Origin of the sequence: Sagittula stellata E-37, assembly GCF_039724765.1 — a bacterium.
Classification (GTDB): Bacteria; Pseudomonadota; Alphaproteobacteria; order Rhodobacterales; family Rhodobacteraceae; genus Sagittula; species Sagittula stellata.
This window is the reverse complement of record NZ_CP155731.1, coordinates 102,732-117,804: the sequence shown is the minus strand read 5'-3', so window position 1 is coordinate 117,804 and position 15,073 is coordinate 102,732. Positions and strand designations below refer to the sequence as shown.

The following is a 15,073-nucleotide window of genomic DNA, read 5'->3' as shown; positions in this document are numbered from 1 at the left end:
CTCAGAACTGGTAGTGGCGCAGGCGCCGCTGGATGCCGAACAGGTAGATGCAGACCCCGATCAGGATGATCCCGAACATCGCGGAGGCGATGGCGGACCCCATGTAGGGATCGCCAAGCTGCAACTGGAATCCGAAGAAGGTGCGGTACATGAAGGTGCCAAGGATGTCGGTGGAGAAGTCCGGCCCGGCAAGTGCGCCCTGTGCGGCATAGATCAGGTCGAAGGCGTTGAAGTTGCCGACGAATGTCAGGATCGAGATGATCCCGATCGAGGGCAGGATCAGCGGCAGCTTGATCTTCCAGAAGGCCGAGAGGCCGGTGATGCCGTCGACCTCGCCCGCCTCCAGGATCTCTTCGGGGATCGACAGGAGGGCGGCGTAGATCAGCATCATCGGGATGCCGACGAACTGCCAGACGGAGATCAGCGCCAGCGTGGTCAGGGCGTATTCCTCCTTGCCCAGCCACGGTGCGAACAGCGACTTCAGCCCGACGGCGTCCAGCATCGACGGAGCGATGCCCCAGATCGGCGAGAGGATCAGCTTCCACGCGAAGCCGACGATGACGAAGCTGAGGATGGTGGGGACGAAGATCGCGGTGCGATAAAGCGCGGCGAACCGCAGTTTCGGCGAGGACAGCAGGGCCGCCAGCGCAATGCCGATGGGGTTCTGCACCAGCATGTGGATCAGGAAGAACCAGAAGTTGTTCGCCAGCGCGTTCCAGAACTGTTCGGACCAGATCGGGTCAAGGAACAGGCGCTTGAAATTGGCGAGCCCGACGAAGATGCGCGCCTTGTCCTCGGCGTTGAACAGCGCCAGGCGCAGGGTGTCGAACAGCGGGAAGATCATCACGGCCGTGTAGACCAGCACCGCTGGGGCGAGGAACACGACGACATGCCATCGGATGCGGCCCATGGGCTTTCACCTCGTCTGTCGGGGGAAAGGATCGGGCGTCAGGCGCCCGGCGGGTCGGAGGTGGCCGGGCGGTGTCGCGCCCGGCCGGGGCCAGCTTACTGCTGGTTCTCGTACCAGGAGGCCAGGCCTTCCTGGAGACGGTTGGCCGCCTCTTCCGGCGTCTCCGTACCCTTGATCACGGCGGCGGAGGCGTTCCACAGCTCGTTTTCGAGGTTCGGCGTGCCGCGCGACAGGATCTGGTAGGAGGACCGGATCGTGCTTTCGCACTGGTCGCGCCAGCTTGCGAACTCTGCCGCCAGCGGGTCGGTGATCTCTACCGGTTCGGAGGCCAGCGGGTAGAAGCCCGGCAGCGCGTTGGCGAAGATCTTGGAGAATTCCGGCGACGCCACCCAGTTCAGGAAGGTCTTGGCCTCTTCCGGGTGTTCGGTCGCGGCGTTCATGCCGATGCCGATGTCGGTGTGGTCGGAGATGTAGCAGGTGTCGCCTTCGGCTGCGACCGGCGGCGGGAAGGCCCCCATCTCGAAGTCGGCGAGGTTGTTGAAGCCCGACACTTCCCACGAACCCGCCGGATAGATCGCGGCGCGGCCAAGGGTAAAGACGTTCTGGCTGTCGGGGTAGGTCTGCGCCTCGAAACCGTCGCCGAGGTAGTCGCCCCACTTCGCCAGTTCGGTGAAGACCTCGGTGAACTGCGGGTCGTTCAGCTTTGCGTCGCCCGAGATCAGCGCAGTGCGGCCTTCCTCACCCTTCCAGTAGGTCGGGCCGATGTTCTGGTAGCCCATGGTCGCGGCTTCCCACTGGTCGTTGGTGCCCATCGCCATCGGGGTGTAGGTGCCGTCTTCCTTGATCTTGTCCAGGACGTCGTAGAATTCCGCCACGGTGGTCGGCTCTTCCAGACCCAGCTCCTCGAAGATCTCCTTGTTGTAGATGAAGCCGTGGATCACGGCGCCCATCGGCACGCAGAAGGGATGTTCGCCGTCGTCGGTGACCCACGCGGATTTGGCCACGTCGGAGAAGTTCGACATGCCTTCGAGGTCCGACAGGTCGGCCAGCTTGCCGCCTTCGTACAGCGCAAGCGACGCGTCGAAGGGGCGGCAGGTGATGATGTCGCCGGCCGATCCCGCATCCAGCTTGGAGTTCAGGATGGCGTTATATTCCGCCGGGGCGGAGGGGGTGAAGTTCAGCTTGATGCCGGGATGCTCGGCCTCGAAGGCCGGGATGATTTCGTCCTGCCAGATCTTCAGGTCGTCGTTGCGCCAGCTCTCGATGGTCAGCGTGACGTCCTGCGCCCATGCGCCGGTGCCGAGCACGCTGAGCAGGAGGGCGCCTTTGAGTGTCTTCGTCATTGTCTTTCTCTCCTTGTTGGAAAAGGCCTTGTGTCAGGCTCTTCTGGTTTTGGGTGTTTCGGCCTGCAGCGCCTGCCGCAGGTTTTGCCCGTGGGCATCCAGGATGCGGCGGGCGTCTTCGGGATCGTGCCCCAGCGCCACGAGGACGGCCGGTTTCACGTCGTATGCGGTGGCCTCCAGCGCAGTGCGGGCGGCGTCGGGCTGCACCCCTGCGATGCGGGCGACGATGGTCTCGGCCCGGGCGCGCAGCTTGATGTTGTCGGGCCGCAGGTTGACCATCATGCCGTCGTGGACATGACCCAGCAGGACCCCTGCGAGGGTGGAGACCATGTTGAGCGCGATCTTCTGCGCGGTGCCGGCGCCAAGCCGGGTGGAGCCCTCGACCACCTCGGGCGGTGTGGGCAGCGCGATGGCGGTGTCGGCAACGGCCAGGAGCGCGCTTCCGGGCGTGTTGGCGACGCCGACCGTGGCGATGCCCTTCGCCTGAGCGGCCCGCGTCAGCGCCAGAGCCTGCGGCGTGGTGCCGGAGGCGGAGATGGCGATCAGCAGGTCGCCGGGTGTCATGCTGGCGGCCACGGCCTCCGCTTCGGCGGTGTCGTCTTCGGTATGGCCGGGCATCCGCGCGTCGGTGGGAATGCCGCCCGCCATGGCAATGCGCACGCGGGCCGGGTCGATTCCAAAGGTGCCGGGCAGTTCGCAGGCGTCCGCCAGCGCCATCAGGCCAGAGCTTCCGGCGGCGGCATAGACCACGGTGCCGCCGTTGCGCAGGGTTTCCGCCATACGGTGCGCGGCCTCTTCGATCCCGGGCAGGGCGCTCCCGACGGCGCGCGCGGCCTCGGTCTGCGCATCCAGCATGGTGCGCAAGGCCGCATCAGGGCGCAGGGCGTCGATGGAGGTCATGGCGGCAGCCTTCGGTGAGTCGGTTGGCAGTTTCCCAAGACCATACCTAAACAATACCTTTAAGCAAGAGCTCTTTTCTATTGGTGTCATCGGGTACAAAAATGCGGGTATTGGTATTGTTTTGGTGTTTGCATGTGTGCGGCCTCATGGTATGCCTTTCGCCATGACGGAGGCACCCACACCCTTTGCGATCGGACTGGACGGCGGCGGAAGCGGCTGTCGGGTCGCGATCTGCGATGCCTCCGGCGTCATTCTTGGCAGGGGCGAGGGCGGACCCGCCAATGCCACCACCGATTTCGACGGCACGATTCGCCACCTGTGCGCGGCGCTCGACATCGCCTGCGCGGGTGCGGGCGTAGCGGTTGCCGATCTGGCCGGGATGCCCGCGCACGCGGGGCTGGCCGGGGTGATCTCGGCCGAGGTGGGCGACCGTGTGGCCAGGGCTCTGCCGCTGCGCCGGGTCACCGTGACGGAGGACAGCGACACCATGCTGGCCGGGGCGCTGGGGCCGCAGGACGGGTCGCTGGCCGCCATCGGCACCGGCAGTTTCTTTGCCCGTCAGGCCGGGGATGCATCGCGCAGCGTCGGCGGCTGGGGGTTCCAGTTGTCGGATCAGGCGTCGGGCGCATGGCTGGGACACGAGCTTATGAAGCTGGCCCTGCACGTCAGCGACGGGCTGGTGGCGGAGTCGCCGCTGATGCGCGCCGTGCTGGAAGAGCTGGGCGGGCCGCCGGGTCTTGTCGCGTTTGGCCGCCGCGCGCTTGCGCATGATTATGCAGCCTACGCCCCGCGCATCGTGGAGGCCGCGAAGGCCGGGGACAGCGCGGGTCTGTCGCTGATGTGGCAGGGCGCGACGTTCCTGCGGTTTGCGCTCGACGGGTTGGGGCACCGCGCGGACGAACCGTTGTGCCTGACCGGCGGGGTGGGGGTGCATTACGCGCGCTACCTCGACGACATGGTGCTGATCCCGCCCAAGGGCAGTGCGCTGGACGGGGCGCTGGCGCTGGCCCGGAGGGTCCCGGCATGAGCGTGGTCGACTTCCTGAAGCCGCACGACTGGTACAGGCCCGAGGCCGGCCCGCGCTATCTGCAACTGCGCAACCGCCTGTCCGAAGGTGTGGACGGCGGGCTTCTGGCCCCGGGCAGCCCGCTGCCGCCCGAGCGCGAGATCGCCACGATCACGGAGTTCAGCCGCGTCACCGTGCGCAAGGCGATCCAGTCGCTGGTGGACGAGGGCCGGATCGTGCAGCGGCAGGGGTCCGGCTCTTTCGTGGCCTCGACACCGGCGAAGGTGAACCAGACCCTGTCGCGCCTCACCTCGTTTACCGAGGACATGGCCCGCCGCGGCATGAGCGTCACCGTACAATGGCTGGAGCGCGGGTTCTTCATGCCGACCCCGGAAGAGGTGGACGCGCTTTCGCTGAAGGACGGCGATTCCGTCGCCCGCATCGCGCGGCTTCGGCTGGCCGACGGGGCGCCCATGGCGATCGAGCGCGCCTCGCTTCCGACCGACATCCTGCCGAACCCGCTGGAGGTCACCCAGTCGCTTTACGCCGTGCTCGACGCCCATGGCACGCGCCCGGTGGTGGCGTTGCAGAAGATCACCGCCGTCATCGTCGACGGGCCGGACGCCGCGCTTCTGGACCTGGCGCCCGGAAGCGCCGGGCTGCGGATCGAACGGACCTCCAGCCTTGCCTCCGGGCGGGTCTGCGAATTCACCCAATCCCTCTATCGCGGCGATGCCTATACCTTCGTCGCCCAACTGCGCCTTCAGAAGGAAGACCGATGACCGAAACCCACATGCGGCGCGAAGTGCTGGAAATCCCCGACGCGGTGGAGCGGCTGCTGACCCATGGTGGCGACGCGATCCGGGGCGCGGCCGAGGCGCTGCGCGCGCGCGATCCGGCGTTCTTCGTCACCGTGGCGCGGGGGTCGTCGGACCATGCCGCGACCTACTTCAAATACGTGGCGGAGATCTTGGCCGGTTTGCCCGTTGCCTCTGTCGGGCCGTCTGTCGCGTCGATCTACGGCGCGCGGCTGAAGGTGAAGGGCGCCGCCTGCCTTGCCGTCTCGCAATCGGGGATGAGCCCGGACATCGTCGCCATGGTGCGGATGATGCAGGAGGAGGGCGCGCTGACGGTCGGGCTGACGAACCACCTCGACTCGCGGCTGGCAGAGGTTTCGGACCACGCGCTTGCGCTGCACGCCGGGCCCGAGCTGTCGGTCGCGGCCACGAAGACTTTCGTGAACTCGGCGATCGCGGGCGTCTGGCTGCTGGCGGAACTGGTGCAGGACGACCTGCTGAGGGCCGCCATCCATGGCTTGCCGCAGGCCCTGGCCGATGCCGTTGCCGCCGACTGGTCGCCGCTTGCCGCAGAGTTGCAGACGACAGACTCGCTCTATTGCCTCGGGCGCGGGCCGGTCTTTGCCTTCTCGAACGAGGCGGCGCTGAAGTTCAAGGAGACGTGCCAGCTTCATGCCGAAAGCTATTCCTCGGCGGAGGTGCTGCACGGTCCGGTCAGCATCGTCGAGCGGGGTTTCCCGGTGATCGCGCTGGCTGTGCAGGACGCGGCCCAGAGCGCGCTGATCGACGTGGCGGAGCAGGTGGCCGCCAAGGGCGCCAAGGTGTTCACCACCTCGCGCAAGGCCACTACCGCAACGGCGCTGCCTGCGGTGCGCACGGGACATCCGCTGACCGACCCGATCTCGCTGATCGCGTCGTTCTATGCGATGGTGGAACAGGTTGCCGTGGCGCGCGGGGTGAACCCGGATGCGCCGCGCCACCTGCGCAAGGTGACGGAGACCACGTGATGCGCTACCTGCATGCCCCCGACATTTTCGACGGCGTCCGCCACCTGACCGAACACGCGCTGGCGGTAGAGGACGGGCGGCTCAGGGCCATCGTACACCTGAAGGACGCGCCGGAGGCCGAGCGCCTCGATGGCACGATCCTGCCCGGTTTCGTGGACCTGCAGGTCAATGGCGGCGGCGGCGTTCTGTTCAACGAAGAGACCACTGTCGAAGGACTGCGCACCATCGCGGAGGCGCACGCCCGCACCGGCACCACGCACATCTTGCCGACGCTTATCACCGACACGCCCGACAAGGTGCGCGCCGCCATCGACGCCGTGGCGCAGGCCGTGGCGCAGGCCGTTCCTGGCATCGTCGGGTTGCACCTTGAAGGGCCGCACCTGTCGCTGGCCCGCAAGGGCGCACACGATCCTGCCCTGATCAGGCCGATGACAGAGGCCGACGCCGAAGTGCTGGCCGACGCCGCCGCCCGATTGCCGAACCTGAAGGTGACCATCGCGCCGGAGTCGGTGCCGCTCGACCTGGTGCGGCGGCTGTTGCGCGCCGGGGTGATCCTGTCGCTGGGCCATTCCGATTGCAGCTACGAGACCGCCTGCGCCTACTTCGACGCGGGCGTGCGCTGCGCCACCCACCTGTTCAACGCCATGAGCCAGATGGGCAACCGCGCGCCGGGCATGGTGGGGGCGATCCTGGACCGGCCCGACGTGTCTGCCGGGATCATCGCAGACGGCATCCACGTCCACACCGCCGCGCTGCGCATCGCGTTGAACGCCCACAAGGAGAAGGGGGCGCTGTTCCTTGTGACAGACGCCATGCCGCCGGTGGGGTCCGACATCACGGAGTACGTCCTGAACGGACGGCGCGTGCTGCGCCGCGACGGTCGGCTGACGCTGGAGGACGGGACGCTCGCCGGGGCCGACCTCGACATGCCGACCGCGCTGAAGGTGTTGGACGGGATCGGTGTGCCGCGCATCCGGGCGCTGGCCATGGCCACCTGCCTGCCGGCACGGTTGCTCAGGACACCGGGGAACGCGGGCCTGTTGCGGTCCGGCGACCGTTTCGACGGCATCCGTCTGGACGCGGACGGACGCTTCGTCCCGCTCTGACCGTCCTTGCCTGACCGATACCCGGGCGTCTTGGGTGGGTGCGGGACCCATGGCCGCGCGATTGACGCCCCTTTCGTGCCCACGTCATCCAGCTTTGCCTTCTGGCCGTGCCAATCGAACGCAGCGAGGTCGAGGACGATCTGCTGACGATGCGGGACGTCGGAGAGCGTGCCGAGCGGCTGGAGGAGGGCGCGAAGGACTTGCCGACCGGATCGGCGGTGTGTCCTGCGATGTGGCCGAGACCCACGGCCACATGCCCTCTAGGTCAAGCCCCAGCCAAGGCCCTGTCCGGTCCCGACCGGCGCGAAGGTTCCCCGATCCTCGATGCCGGTGGCTTTGCCGGGCCGGACGGGACGCTCAACAACGTCAGGACGCGGTCGCTGCCGTGTGGGACGGGCCGTCGACGATCATCATCGGACAGCCGCGCGAACACCGCTCTACCCGGGTGTCGATGCCGTAGAGCTTGCCGATCAAGTCCGGTGTCAGAACCTCCAACGTCGGTCCGGTGGCAAGGATGCGTCCCCCGGCGAGGGCCATCACCGTCGTGCAGGCGCGCATCACCTGGTTGAGGTCGTGCAGCGCGAGAATGACCACCGCGCCGGTGTCTTCCGCGTAGCGGTTGAGCGCTTCCAGCACTTCGTACTGCCGGTAAAGATCCAGCGCGGATGTCGGTTCGTCCATCAGGACGACCTTGGGCCGCGTGACCAGAGTCTGGGCGACGCTGACCGCCTGTCGCTGGCCACCCGAGAGTTCCGGAAGCTGCCTGTGGGCCAGATGCTCTACGCTGAAGCGGCGCAGCACATCGTCGACGGCGGCCAGTTCCGCGGCAGACAGGCGCCAGCTTCCGCCCCCCTGCTTCAGCGCGAGGATGATGGATTCGTAGACCGTCAGCGCCGCGCTCATGGCGGTGTCCTGCGGCATGTAGCGCAGGTCGTCGTCACCCGCGCCGGTCAGACGGACAGTGCCGGGGCCATGCAACTGCCCTGCGATGCGGCGGAACAGGGTGGACTTGCCGGCCGCGTTTGCCCCGACCAGCGCGGTCAGGGCGCCGCCTTCGATCATGGGTGTCGAGACATCGTCAAGGATCTGGCGCCGTCCGTAGCGGGCGCCGACGCGGTCGAGGGCGAGACTTACCATGACTTGCGGCCTTTCGTCAGGATCAGTGCGGCAAAGAACGGCACGCCGACCAGTGCGGTGATGATGCCGATGGGCAGGACCGCGCCGGGAAGGATCGCCTTCGACAGAACGGAGGTCGCGGACAGGATCAGCGCACCCGACAACATCGCGCCGGGCAGAAAGAAACGCTGGTCTTCCCCCAGCAGCAGCCGCGCGACGTGCGGGCCGACGATGCCGATGAAGCCGATGGTGCCGACAAACGAAACGGGCACGGCGGCCAGCAGCGACACGAGGAACAAGGCCTCCAGCCGCAGGCGCTTGACGGGCACGCCCATGGCCGCTGCGCGGGTCTCGCCCAATCGGATGGCGGTCAGCGCCCAGGCCCGGCGCGCGAACAGCGGCGTGCAGATCAGCAGGATCGAAGCCACGACGGCGACTTTGGGCCAGGTGGCCTTGGTCAGGCTGCCCATGGTCCAGAAGACAACCGCCGACAGAGCCTGTTCGGAGGCGAAGTACTGCAGCAGCGCCAGCGCCGCGTTGAAGCTGAAGACCAGCGCGATGCCGAGAAGAACGATGGTTTCCACGGTTACGCCGCGCATCGTCGACAGGCCGAAGATCAGCAGGGATGCCGCCATGGCCATGGCGAAGGCGTTGATCGGCACCATCAGCGCGATGGCCGCCGGAAAAAGCGCGACCCCAAGCACCATTGCCAGTGCCGCACCGAAGCTGGCCGCTGCGGACAGGCCCAGCGTGAAGGGACTGGCCAGCGGATTTGCGAGGATGGTCTGCATCTGGGCGCCCGCCAGCGACAGGCTGGCGCCGACGACAATCGCCAGCATCGCCATGGGCATCCGGATGTCCCAGACCACGACGCGCATCTGCAGGTCGGCCGAGCCGGGCGCGAGGATCGTGTGCAGCACGTTCAGCACATCGTAGCGCGCCGGGCCAAGCGACACATCTATTGCCAGCGACAGCACAAGAAGAACGGTCAACCCGGCAAGGATCGCGATCCGCCGGGCGACCAGCCCGCGATAGCTGGCGGCATGTGTTGGGGTATCCGTCGAGAGCGCAGCCATGCAACCTCCGCAAGTTGGGGGTGGCCCGCAGGCCACCCCGTCAGGTCAGTTTGTGGATGCGTCCAGCGACACCCAGTAGCCCGGGCGGTAGTCGACCGGCAGGAAACGCTCGTGCAATTCGACCAGCGTCGCCTCGGGATCGAGGTCGGGGAACAGGTCGGGATGCAGCCAGGTCGCCAGCCGCTGCACGGCGATAAAGCTGTATGGGTTGTTGTAGAACTGGTGCCAGATCGCGTGCACCTGTCCGTCTTCCACCGCCTTGACGCCGGTAAAGCCGGGGCGTTCCATCAGCGCGGCAAGTTTCGCGCGTGCCTCGGCCTCGTCGGACCCGGGGCCGACGCCGATCCACGCACCGCCGGGAACGTAGGCGTCCCAGTTGCCACCGGTGACAACGATCTGGTCGGGGTCCGATGCGATCACCTGTTCGGCATTGATCGTGCCGAAGGTCCCGGGGATGAAGGGCTTGGCCATGTTTTCGCCCCCGGCCAGCTCGACGTAGGTGCCGAAGTTGCCGTGGCCGAAGGACATGCAGCAATCCTCGGAGTAGCCGCCGGCGCGTTCGACGAACACCAGCGGACGGTCGAGATCTTCCTGCGCACCGATCACGTCCGTCACGCGGGCCATCTGCGCGTCGTAGAAGGCGTTGAACTCTGCCGCGCGTTCCTCCTTGCCGAAGAGCTCGCCGATGATCTGCATGGACTGGGCGGTGTGCTCGAACGGTTTTTCGCGGAAGTCGACGTAGACGATCGGGATGCCGACCTTGGCCAGCTTTTCCTCGTAGCCCGCTTCATCGGTGGCGGCCTTGGCCTCCAGGTTCAGGATCATCACGTCAGGCTGCAGCGACACGGCCTGTTCGATGTCGAAGGTGCCGTCCTTGAAGCCGCCGAAGGTCGGGATGTCCGTGAGCTGGGGAAACTTCTCGGCGTACATCTCGTAGCTTTCCGGGGCCGCCTGCAGCAGGTCGTCGCGCCAGCCGACGACGCGCTTGAACGGGTCGTCGCCGTCCAGAACGGCGGCAAAGAAAATCTGCCGCCCTTCGCCAAGGATCACGCGGTCGGCGGGACCGTCCAGCGTGACCTCGCGCCCGACGATATCGGTCACGGTGATGGGATCGGCTGCCGCCTGAATGGCGGGCAGGACCGCCAGCGCGGTGAGGCCAAGCATCTGTTTCAGGGTCATATTCGCTTCCTCGCTTCGTGAATTGCCCCCGGGGATGATTTATCCAATCATTTTAGTCAAGATATAAGTTGACAAAATTGATCTACTAATCGAGACCCGGGCCAGGCAACGTCGAGAGGCGCAATGAACATCCATCCCCATGGCAATCGCGACATACGCGACGAGATCCGCGACTACTGGTCCGACCGTGCTCCGACCTTCGACGACGAGCCGGGCCACAGAATCGAGGACGGCGCCGAGATGGCCGCCTGGGAGACGCTGTTTCGCAGGCATCTCGGCCCGGCGAATGGTCGGCGGCTTCTGGATCTGGCCTGTGGAACGGGGGAGGTTTCCCGCCTGTGCAGGGGTCTTGGGTTCGACGTGACGGGGCTCGACTGGGCCGAACCGATGCTGGAACGGGCGCGGCAAAAACTGCCGGACGTGACCTTCCTGCAGGCGGATGCCGAACGGACCATGTTGCCGTCCGAGAGTGTGGACGTGATCGTCACCCGGCACCTCGTCTGGACCCTTGTGGATCCAGAGGCAGCGTTTGCCGAATGGCACCGGGTGCTTGCGCCGGGGGGCACACTGTTGCTGGTGGACGGTGATTTCGTCCGCAAGGGGCTGCTTGCCCGCTGGCTCTTGCGCGGCAGGGCGGTCGATCATGGGCGCATGGATCGCCACCGCGAGATCCTTCAACGCGTGCATTTTTCGCAAGGCGCCCGGGCGGACGCGGTATCCAAGCTGCTGGCCACGGCTGGTTTCACGGATCTGCGGACGGACACGCGGCTGGGCCCGGTCCATCGCGCCCAAAGGGCGGCATTGGGCTGGCGCAAGTCGTTGCTGCGACGGTCCGAGCATCGCTACCTGATCCGGGCATCCAAACCCGAAGGCGACTGAACGCAGATGGGCCAAGGCCTCCGGCGCTTGGCCGGGGGCTTCGGGATGGCGGACAAACCGAACATTTGGTGACCGCCGAACCGTCGTGGCGGTTTGCTTCCTGGGCTGGTCGGCGGAATCAGCGACCCGCCGGGCAACACGCCCACTCCGCTCCGCCCCCGACGAGACGCCGGCCGCACGCTTCTGGCGCGGGCGCATGCAATCGGCGATCTACAGCTTCTCATCCCTCCATCGCCCACGTCGCGCTGAAAACCATGGCGGAACAGCGTGGTTCACGCTCGGCTATTGACATATGTCACACGTAACATGTTAAACATCACAAAACGGAGGGCGAGCGGCAGAGGAGGTCGTTCAAGCCCGGGAGGAGACAGAATGACCCGCGAGAATATGTTGCGGACAAGGCTGGACAAAGGCCTGTTCACAGTGGCGCCAGGCGCGCCGGATGCCCTCACGGCACGTTTGGTGCAGGGGCAGGGATTCGACGCGGTCTACATGACGGGACTTGGCGCGACGGCGGTCCGGCTGGGCAAGCCCGACCTCGGCCTGATGACCCAGACGGAAATGGCAGATCATGCCCGCGCCATGGTGCGCGCGGTGGATATCCCCGTCATCGCGGATGCCGACACCGGCTATGGCGGCGCGCTGAACGTGGCCCGCACCGTAGAGGAATACATGCAGGGTGGCGTCGCCGCTCTGCATATCGAGGATCAGCTTTCCCCCAAGCGCTGCGGCCAGTTGTCAGGCGTCAGGCTCGTGGCTGCCGAAGAAGGCGCGCACCGCCTGAAAGCCGCCGTCGAGGCGCGCGGCACGGGCGATATCCTCATCATCGGGCGCACCGACGCGCTGCAGCCTCTGGGTATCGACGAGGCGGTGGCACGCGCGGCCCGGTATCAGGATGCGGGCACGGACCTTGTGTTTGTCGACGGGGTGAAGACCCGCGCCGAGGTCGAGGCGATTGCCCGCCGCGTCGAAGGACCGAAAGTGCTGAGCCTGGTCGATGGCACGGATGCCGCGTCGCTGTCGGTCGAGGACGTGCAGGGCATGGGCTTTTCCATCGTGATGTATGCCGTCACGACGCTGTTCACGGCGGCGCAGGCCAGCGCAACCGCGCTGTCACGGCTCAAGAGCACCGGCCTTGCAGGCGGCGGCGACGCGCTGACCTACGCGGAATTCTGCGATGTCGTCGATCTTGCGGCTCATCAGGCCTTTGCCCACCGGCACGGCGAATGAACGCGACGGTTCTCATAACCGGGGCCGGCTCCGGCATCGGGCTTGCCGTGGCGCGGCGGGTCGTGGCGCGCGGCGCACGGGCGATCCTGTGGGACATTTCCGGCGCGGCCCTGACGGCGGCGCAGGCAGAGCTCGGCGCAGCCGTCGAGACCTCGGTGGTCGATGTCTCGGACGCGGCCGCCATCGCGGGGGCCCCGCTGGACGGGGTCACGCACCTGGTGAACAACGCCGGCATCCTCGGGCAGCGCATGGAGTGGGGCGCGCTCGACGCGGAGCACCTGCAAGGGATCTTCGACGTGAACGTGGTCGGATTGATGATGGTGACCCAGGCCTTCCTGAAGGCGCGTGTTTCGCATCCGCAGTCGGGCATCGTGAACCTCTCTTCCATCGCGGGAGAGAATGGCGGCGCCCCGGGGTTTGCAGCCTACGGAGCGTCGAAGGCTGCGATCATGGCGTTGACGCGGGCGATGGCGCGGGACTTTGCGCCCGATCTGAGGGTCAACGCGCTGGCCCCGGGCATCATCGACACGCCGATCCAGGATGCAGTCATGACGGCGCCGGATGCCCGCGCTCAGGCGGCAGAGGGCATCCCGCTGGGTCGGCTTGGCGCCGCGGACGAAGTGGCGGGCACCGCCGAATGGCTGCTGTTCGATGCGCCCTATGTGACAGGCGAAACCATCAGGGTTGCGGGAGGACGGCGGTGAAACTGATCGACGGATTCTTCAAGGCGTTGGAAGTGCTGCTGGTGCTGCTGCTGGCGGGCATGACGATCATGGTCTTTGCCAACGTCGTCCTGCGCTATGGCTTCGGCTCCGGCATCGACATCAGCGAGGAGCTGTCGCGCTTCTTCTTCGTCTGGCTGATCTTCCTCGGCGCCATCGTGGCGATGCGCCACAACATGCACATGGGCTTTGACCTGGTGGTGACGACCGTGAACACTCCGATGCGTCGCCTGCTCCTGACGCTGGCGAACGGGCTGGTCCTTGCGGTCTGCATCATGATCCTCGTCGGCACATTGCAGCAGTTCCATGTCAACGCCACCAACATCGCGCCCGTCACGCGCATGTCGATGATCTGGGTCTTCGGCGTACTGATCCCGATGTCTGCGCTGATCGGGCTGATGGCCGGGCTGCGGATGCTCGGATACGCCACCGGCCGCCTGACGGATCTGCCGCAATCGAGCCGTGAGGTGACAGAATGACCCTGGTCCTGTTCATTGTCACTTTGGGCGTCACGCTCTGCATCGGCGTTCCGGTCGCCTTCGCGCTGCTGATCTGCGCTGCCGTGATGGGCTTCCAGATGGACCTCTTCGACCCGCAAGTCGTGTCGCAGCGCATGGTCGTGGGCGCGAACAACTTCTCGCTTCTGGCGATCCCGTTCTTCCTGCTTGCCGGAGAGTTGATGAACGCGGGCGGCATGTCCAAGCGGATCATCGGTTTTGCCATGGCTTTCGTCGGGCACGTGCGCGGCGGGCTGGGCGTGGTGGCGATCTTCGCCGCGATCATCCTGGCGTCTTTGTCGGGCTCCGCTGCCGCCGACAGCGCCGCGCTGATCGCGATCATGCTGCCGATGATGAAGGAATCCGGCCATGACGAGGCACGCTCGGTAGGTCTCATGGCCTCGGGCGGCGTCATTGCCCCGATCATCCCGCCCTCCATCGCCTACATCGTCTTTGCCGTGGCGACCAACCTGTCGATCACGCAGCTGTTCATGGCGGGTATCGTGCCCGGGATCATGATGGGCGTGGGCGCCATCATTGCCTGGCTCATCGTGGCGCGGCGCGACAACGTGGCGCCGCAGCCGCGTCAGGGCTGGGGCGTCCGGCTGCGCGAGACGCGCCATGCGCTCTGGTCGCTGGGGATGCCGGTGATCATTCTCGGCGGCATCCGCTTCGGCGTGGTCACCCCGACCGAGGCCGCCGTGATCGCCGCCGTCTACGCCATCTTCGTCGGGATGGTCGTTCACCGCGAACTGAAGGTGAACCAGTTGTTCCGGGTCTTCCGCGACGCCGCGCTGACCACGGCGGTGGTGATGATGCTGGCGGCGGCGGCCCTGGCGACGGCCTGGTTCATCACTCTGGCGGACCTGTCGGGCATCGTGCTCGACCTTGTCGGCCCGTTGGTGGATAGCCCGACGCTGCTGCTGATCGTGATCATGGCGCTGGTGCTGATGATCGGAACGATGCTGGACATGGGTCCGACGATCCTGATCCTTGCCCCCGTGCTGCTGCCGGTGGTGGAGGAAGCGGGGATCGATCCGATCTACTTCGGCGTGCTCTTTGTCATCAACTGCGCCATCGGCCTCGTGACGCCGCCCGTGGGCATCGTGCTCAGCGTTTCGGCGGGCGTGTCGGGCGTGCCTTTGCACAAGGTCGCCAAGGGGGCGGCGCCATTCCTGTTCGCGCAGATCGTCGTGCTCGCCCTGCTGGTGATCTTCCCGCAACTCGTTCTCGGACCGCTGAACTGGCTGCGCTGACCCAAGGGCGGCGACAGACCCGTATACAAGAAATACAAAGGAGGAGACT

Annotated in this window: 15 protein-coding genes; 9 read left to right on the top strand and 6 right to left on the bottom strand. The window is 66.5% G+C overall.

Annotation, left to right across the window (positions count from 1 at the left end):
* Position 1: 1 nt before the first annotated feature.
* The 3 genes from ABFK29_RS24000 to ABFK29_RS23990 form a co-directional block, all read right to left on the bottom strand.
* Positions 2–910, bottom strand: coding sequence for a carbohydrate ABC transporter permease (locus ABFK29_RS24000; RefSeq protein WP_005861623.1), 909 nt, complete (start codon positions 908–910; stop codon positions 2–4).
* A gap of 95 nt (positions 911–1,005) precedes the next feature.
* Entirely contained in the window at positions 1,006–2,253 is a 1,248-nt protein-coding gene (locus ABFK29_RS23995) for an ABC transporter substrate-binding protein (protein WP_005861621.1), read from the bottom strand.
* 33 nt (positions 2,254–2,286) lie between these two features.
* Positions 2,287–3,153: an N-acetylmuramic acid 6-phosphate etherase gene (locus tag ABFK29_RS23990; RefSeq protein ID WP_005861619.1), complete on the bottom strand. Its 867-nt coding sequence runs from the start codon at positions 3,151–3,153 to the stop codon at positions 2,287–2,289.
* A gap of 163 nt (positions 3,154–3,316) precedes the next feature.
* Between ABFK29_RS23990 and ABFK29_RS23985 the strand changes: the two genes are divergently transcribed.
* From ABFK29_RS23985 to nagA, 4 genes are read left to right on the top strand one after another with little or no spacing between them, the layout of a single operon-like run.
* Positions 3,317–4,180, top strand: coding sequence for a BadF/BadG/BcrA/BcrD ATPase family protein (locus tag ABFK29_RS23985; RefSeq protein ID WP_040604909.1), 864 nt, complete (start codon positions 3,317–3,319; stop codon positions 4,178–4,180).
* On the top strand, positions 4,177–4,941 hold the full coding sequence (locus ABFK29_RS23980; protein WP_005861615.1) for a GntR family transcriptional regulator: 765 nt from the start codon (positions 4,177–4,179) through the stop codon (positions 4,939–4,941). The genes ABFK29_RS23985 and ABFK29_RS23980 overlap by 4 nt, the downstream gene beginning before the upstream one ends.
* Entirely contained in the window at positions 4,938–5,963 is a 1,026-nt protein-coding gene (locus ABFK29_RS23975) for an SIS domain-containing protein (RefSeq protein WP_005861613.1), read from the top strand. The genes ABFK29_RS23980 and ABFK29_RS23975 overlap by 4 nt, the downstream gene beginning before the upstream one ends.
* On the top strand, positions 5,963–7,069 hold the full coding sequence (nagA, locus tag ABFK29_RS23970) for an N-acetylglucosamine-6-phosphate deacetylase (RefSeq protein ID WP_005861611.1): 1,107 nt from the start codon (positions 5,963–5,965) through the stop codon (positions 7,067–7,069). Before ABFK29_RS23975 ends, nagA begins: the two co-directional genes overlap by 1 nt.
* A 366-nt stretch (positions 7,070–7,435) precedes the next feature.
* On the opposite strand, the gene ABFK29_RS23965 is transcribed toward nagA, so the two are convergent.
* From ABFK29_RS23965 to ABFK29_RS23955, 3 genes are read right to left on the bottom strand one after another with little or no spacing between them, the layout of a single operon-like run.
* Positions 7,436–8,206 carry an ABC transporter ATP-binding protein gene (locus ABFK29_RS23965; protein WP_005861609.1) on the bottom strand — a complete coding sequence of 257 codons (771 nt, stop codon included), beginning with the start codon at positions 8,204–8,206 and terminating at the stop codon, positions 7,436–7,438.
* A complete protein-coding gene (locus ABFK29_RS23960; protein WP_005861607.1) occupies positions 8,200–9,261 on the bottom strand; it encodes a FecCD family ABC transporter permease in 1,062 nt (353 codons plus the stop codon). Before ABFK29_RS23960 ends, ABFK29_RS23965 begins: the two co-directional genes overlap by 7 nt.
* Before the next feature lie 45 nt (positions 9,262–9,306).
* Positions 9,307–10,440 (bottom strand): ABC transporter substrate-binding protein, encoded by a 1,134-nt coding sequence (locus ABFK29_RS23955; protein ID WP_005861606.1) that lies wholly within the window; start codon positions 10,438–10,440, stop codon positions 9,307–9,309.
* Positions 10,441–10,563: 123 nt separating this feature from the next.
* On the opposite strand from ABFK29_RS23955, the gene ABFK29_RS23950 reads away from it, so the two are divergent.
* The 5 genes from ABFK29_RS23950 (at position 10,564) to ABFK29_RS23930 (ending at position 15,024) form a co-directional block, all read left to right on the top strand.
* Positions 10,564–11,319, top strand: a complete 756-nt coding sequence (locus ABFK29_RS23950; protein WP_005861604.1) for a class I SAM-dependent methyltransferase — start codon at positions 10,564–10,566, stop codon at positions 11,317–11,319.
* A 372-nt stretch (positions 11,320–11,691) separates the two neighbouring features.
* Positions 11,692–12,549, top strand: coding sequence for an isocitrate lyase/PEP mutase family protein (locus ABFK29_RS23945; protein ID WP_005861602.1), 858 nt, complete (start codon positions 11,692–11,694; stop codon positions 12,547–12,549).
* Entirely contained in the window at positions 12,546–13,253 is a 708-nt protein-coding gene (locus ABFK29_RS23940) for an SDR family NAD(P)-dependent oxidoreductase (protein ID WP_005861600.1), read from the top strand. The genes ABFK29_RS23945 and ABFK29_RS23940 overlap by 4 nt, the downstream gene beginning before the upstream one ends.
* Complete coding sequence (locus ABFK29_RS23935) at positions 13,250–13,750, top strand: TRAP transporter small permease (RefSeq protein ID WP_005861598.1); 501 nt, start codon at positions 13,250–13,252, stop codon at positions 13,748–13,750. Before ABFK29_RS23940 ends, ABFK29_RS23935 begins: the two co-directional genes overlap by 4 nt.
* Positions 13,747–15,024, top strand: coding sequence for a TRAP transporter large permease (locus ABFK29_RS23930; protein WP_005861597.1), 1,278 nt, complete (start codon positions 13,747–13,749; stop codon positions 15,022–15,024). The genes ABFK29_RS23935 and ABFK29_RS23930 overlap by 4 nt, the downstream gene beginning before the upstream one ends.
* Positions 15,025–15,073 lie beyond the last annotated feature (49 nt).

Excerpts from the sequence above, each read along its gene's own strand:
- ABFK29_RS24000 (WP_005861623.1), bottom strand. The coding sequence starts at position 910 with ATGGGCCGCATCCGATGGCATGTCGTCGTGTTCCTCGCCCCAGCGGTG.
- ABFK29_RS23990 (WP_005861619.1), bottom strand. The coding sequence starts at position 3,153 with ATGACCTCCATCGACGCCCTGCGCCCTGATGCGGCCTTGCGCACCATG.
- ABFK29_RS23985 (WP_040604909.1), top strand. The coding sequence starts at position 3,317 with ATGACGGAGGCACCCACACCCTTTGCGATCGGACTGGACGGCGGCGGA.
- ABFK29_RS23995 (WP_005861621.1), bottom strand. The coding sequence starts at position 2,253 with ATGACGAAGACACTCAAAGGCGCCCTCCTGCTCAGCGTGCTCGGCACC.
- ABFK29_RS23960 (WP_005861607.1), bottom strand. The coding sequence starts at position 9,261 with ATGGCTGCGCTCTCGACGGATACCCCAACACATGCCGCCAGCTATCGC.
- nagA (WP_005861611.1), top strand. The coding sequence starts at position 5,963 with ATGCGCTACCTGCATGCCCCCGACATTTTCGACGGCGTCCGCCACCTG.
- ABFK29_RS23930 (WP_005861597.1), top strand. The coding sequence starts at position 13,747 with ATGACCCTGGTCCTGTTCATTGTCACTTTGGGCGTCACGCTCTGCATC.
- ABFK29_RS23975 (WP_005861613.1), top strand. The coding sequence starts at position 4,938 with ATGACCGAAACCCACATGCGGCGCGAAGTGCTGGAAATCCCCGACGCG.
- ABFK29_RS23940 (WP_005861600.1), top strand. The coding sequence starts at position 12,546 with ATGAACGCGACGGTTCTCATAACCGGGGCCGGCTCCGGCATCGGGCTT.
- ABFK29_RS23955 (WP_005861606.1), bottom strand. The coding sequence starts at position 10,440 with ATGACCCTGAAACAGATGCTTGGCCTCACCGCGCTGGCGGTCCTGCCC.
- ABFK29_RS23980 (WP_005861615.1), top strand. The coding sequence starts at position 4,177 with ATGAGCGTGGTCGACTTCCTGAAGCCGCACGACTGGTACAGGCCCGAG.
- ABFK29_RS23965 (WP_005861609.1), bottom strand. The coding sequence starts at position 8,206 with ATGGTAAGTCTCGCCCTCGACCGCGTCGGCGCCCGCTACGGACGGCGC.
- ABFK29_RS23950 (WP_005861604.1), top strand. The coding sequence starts at position 10,564 with ATGAACATCCATCCCCATGGCAATCGCGACATACGCGACGAGATCCGC.
- ABFK29_RS23945 (WP_005861602.1), top strand. The coding sequence starts at position 11,692 with ATGACCCGCGAGAATATGTTGCGGACAAGGCTGGACAAAGGCCTGTTC.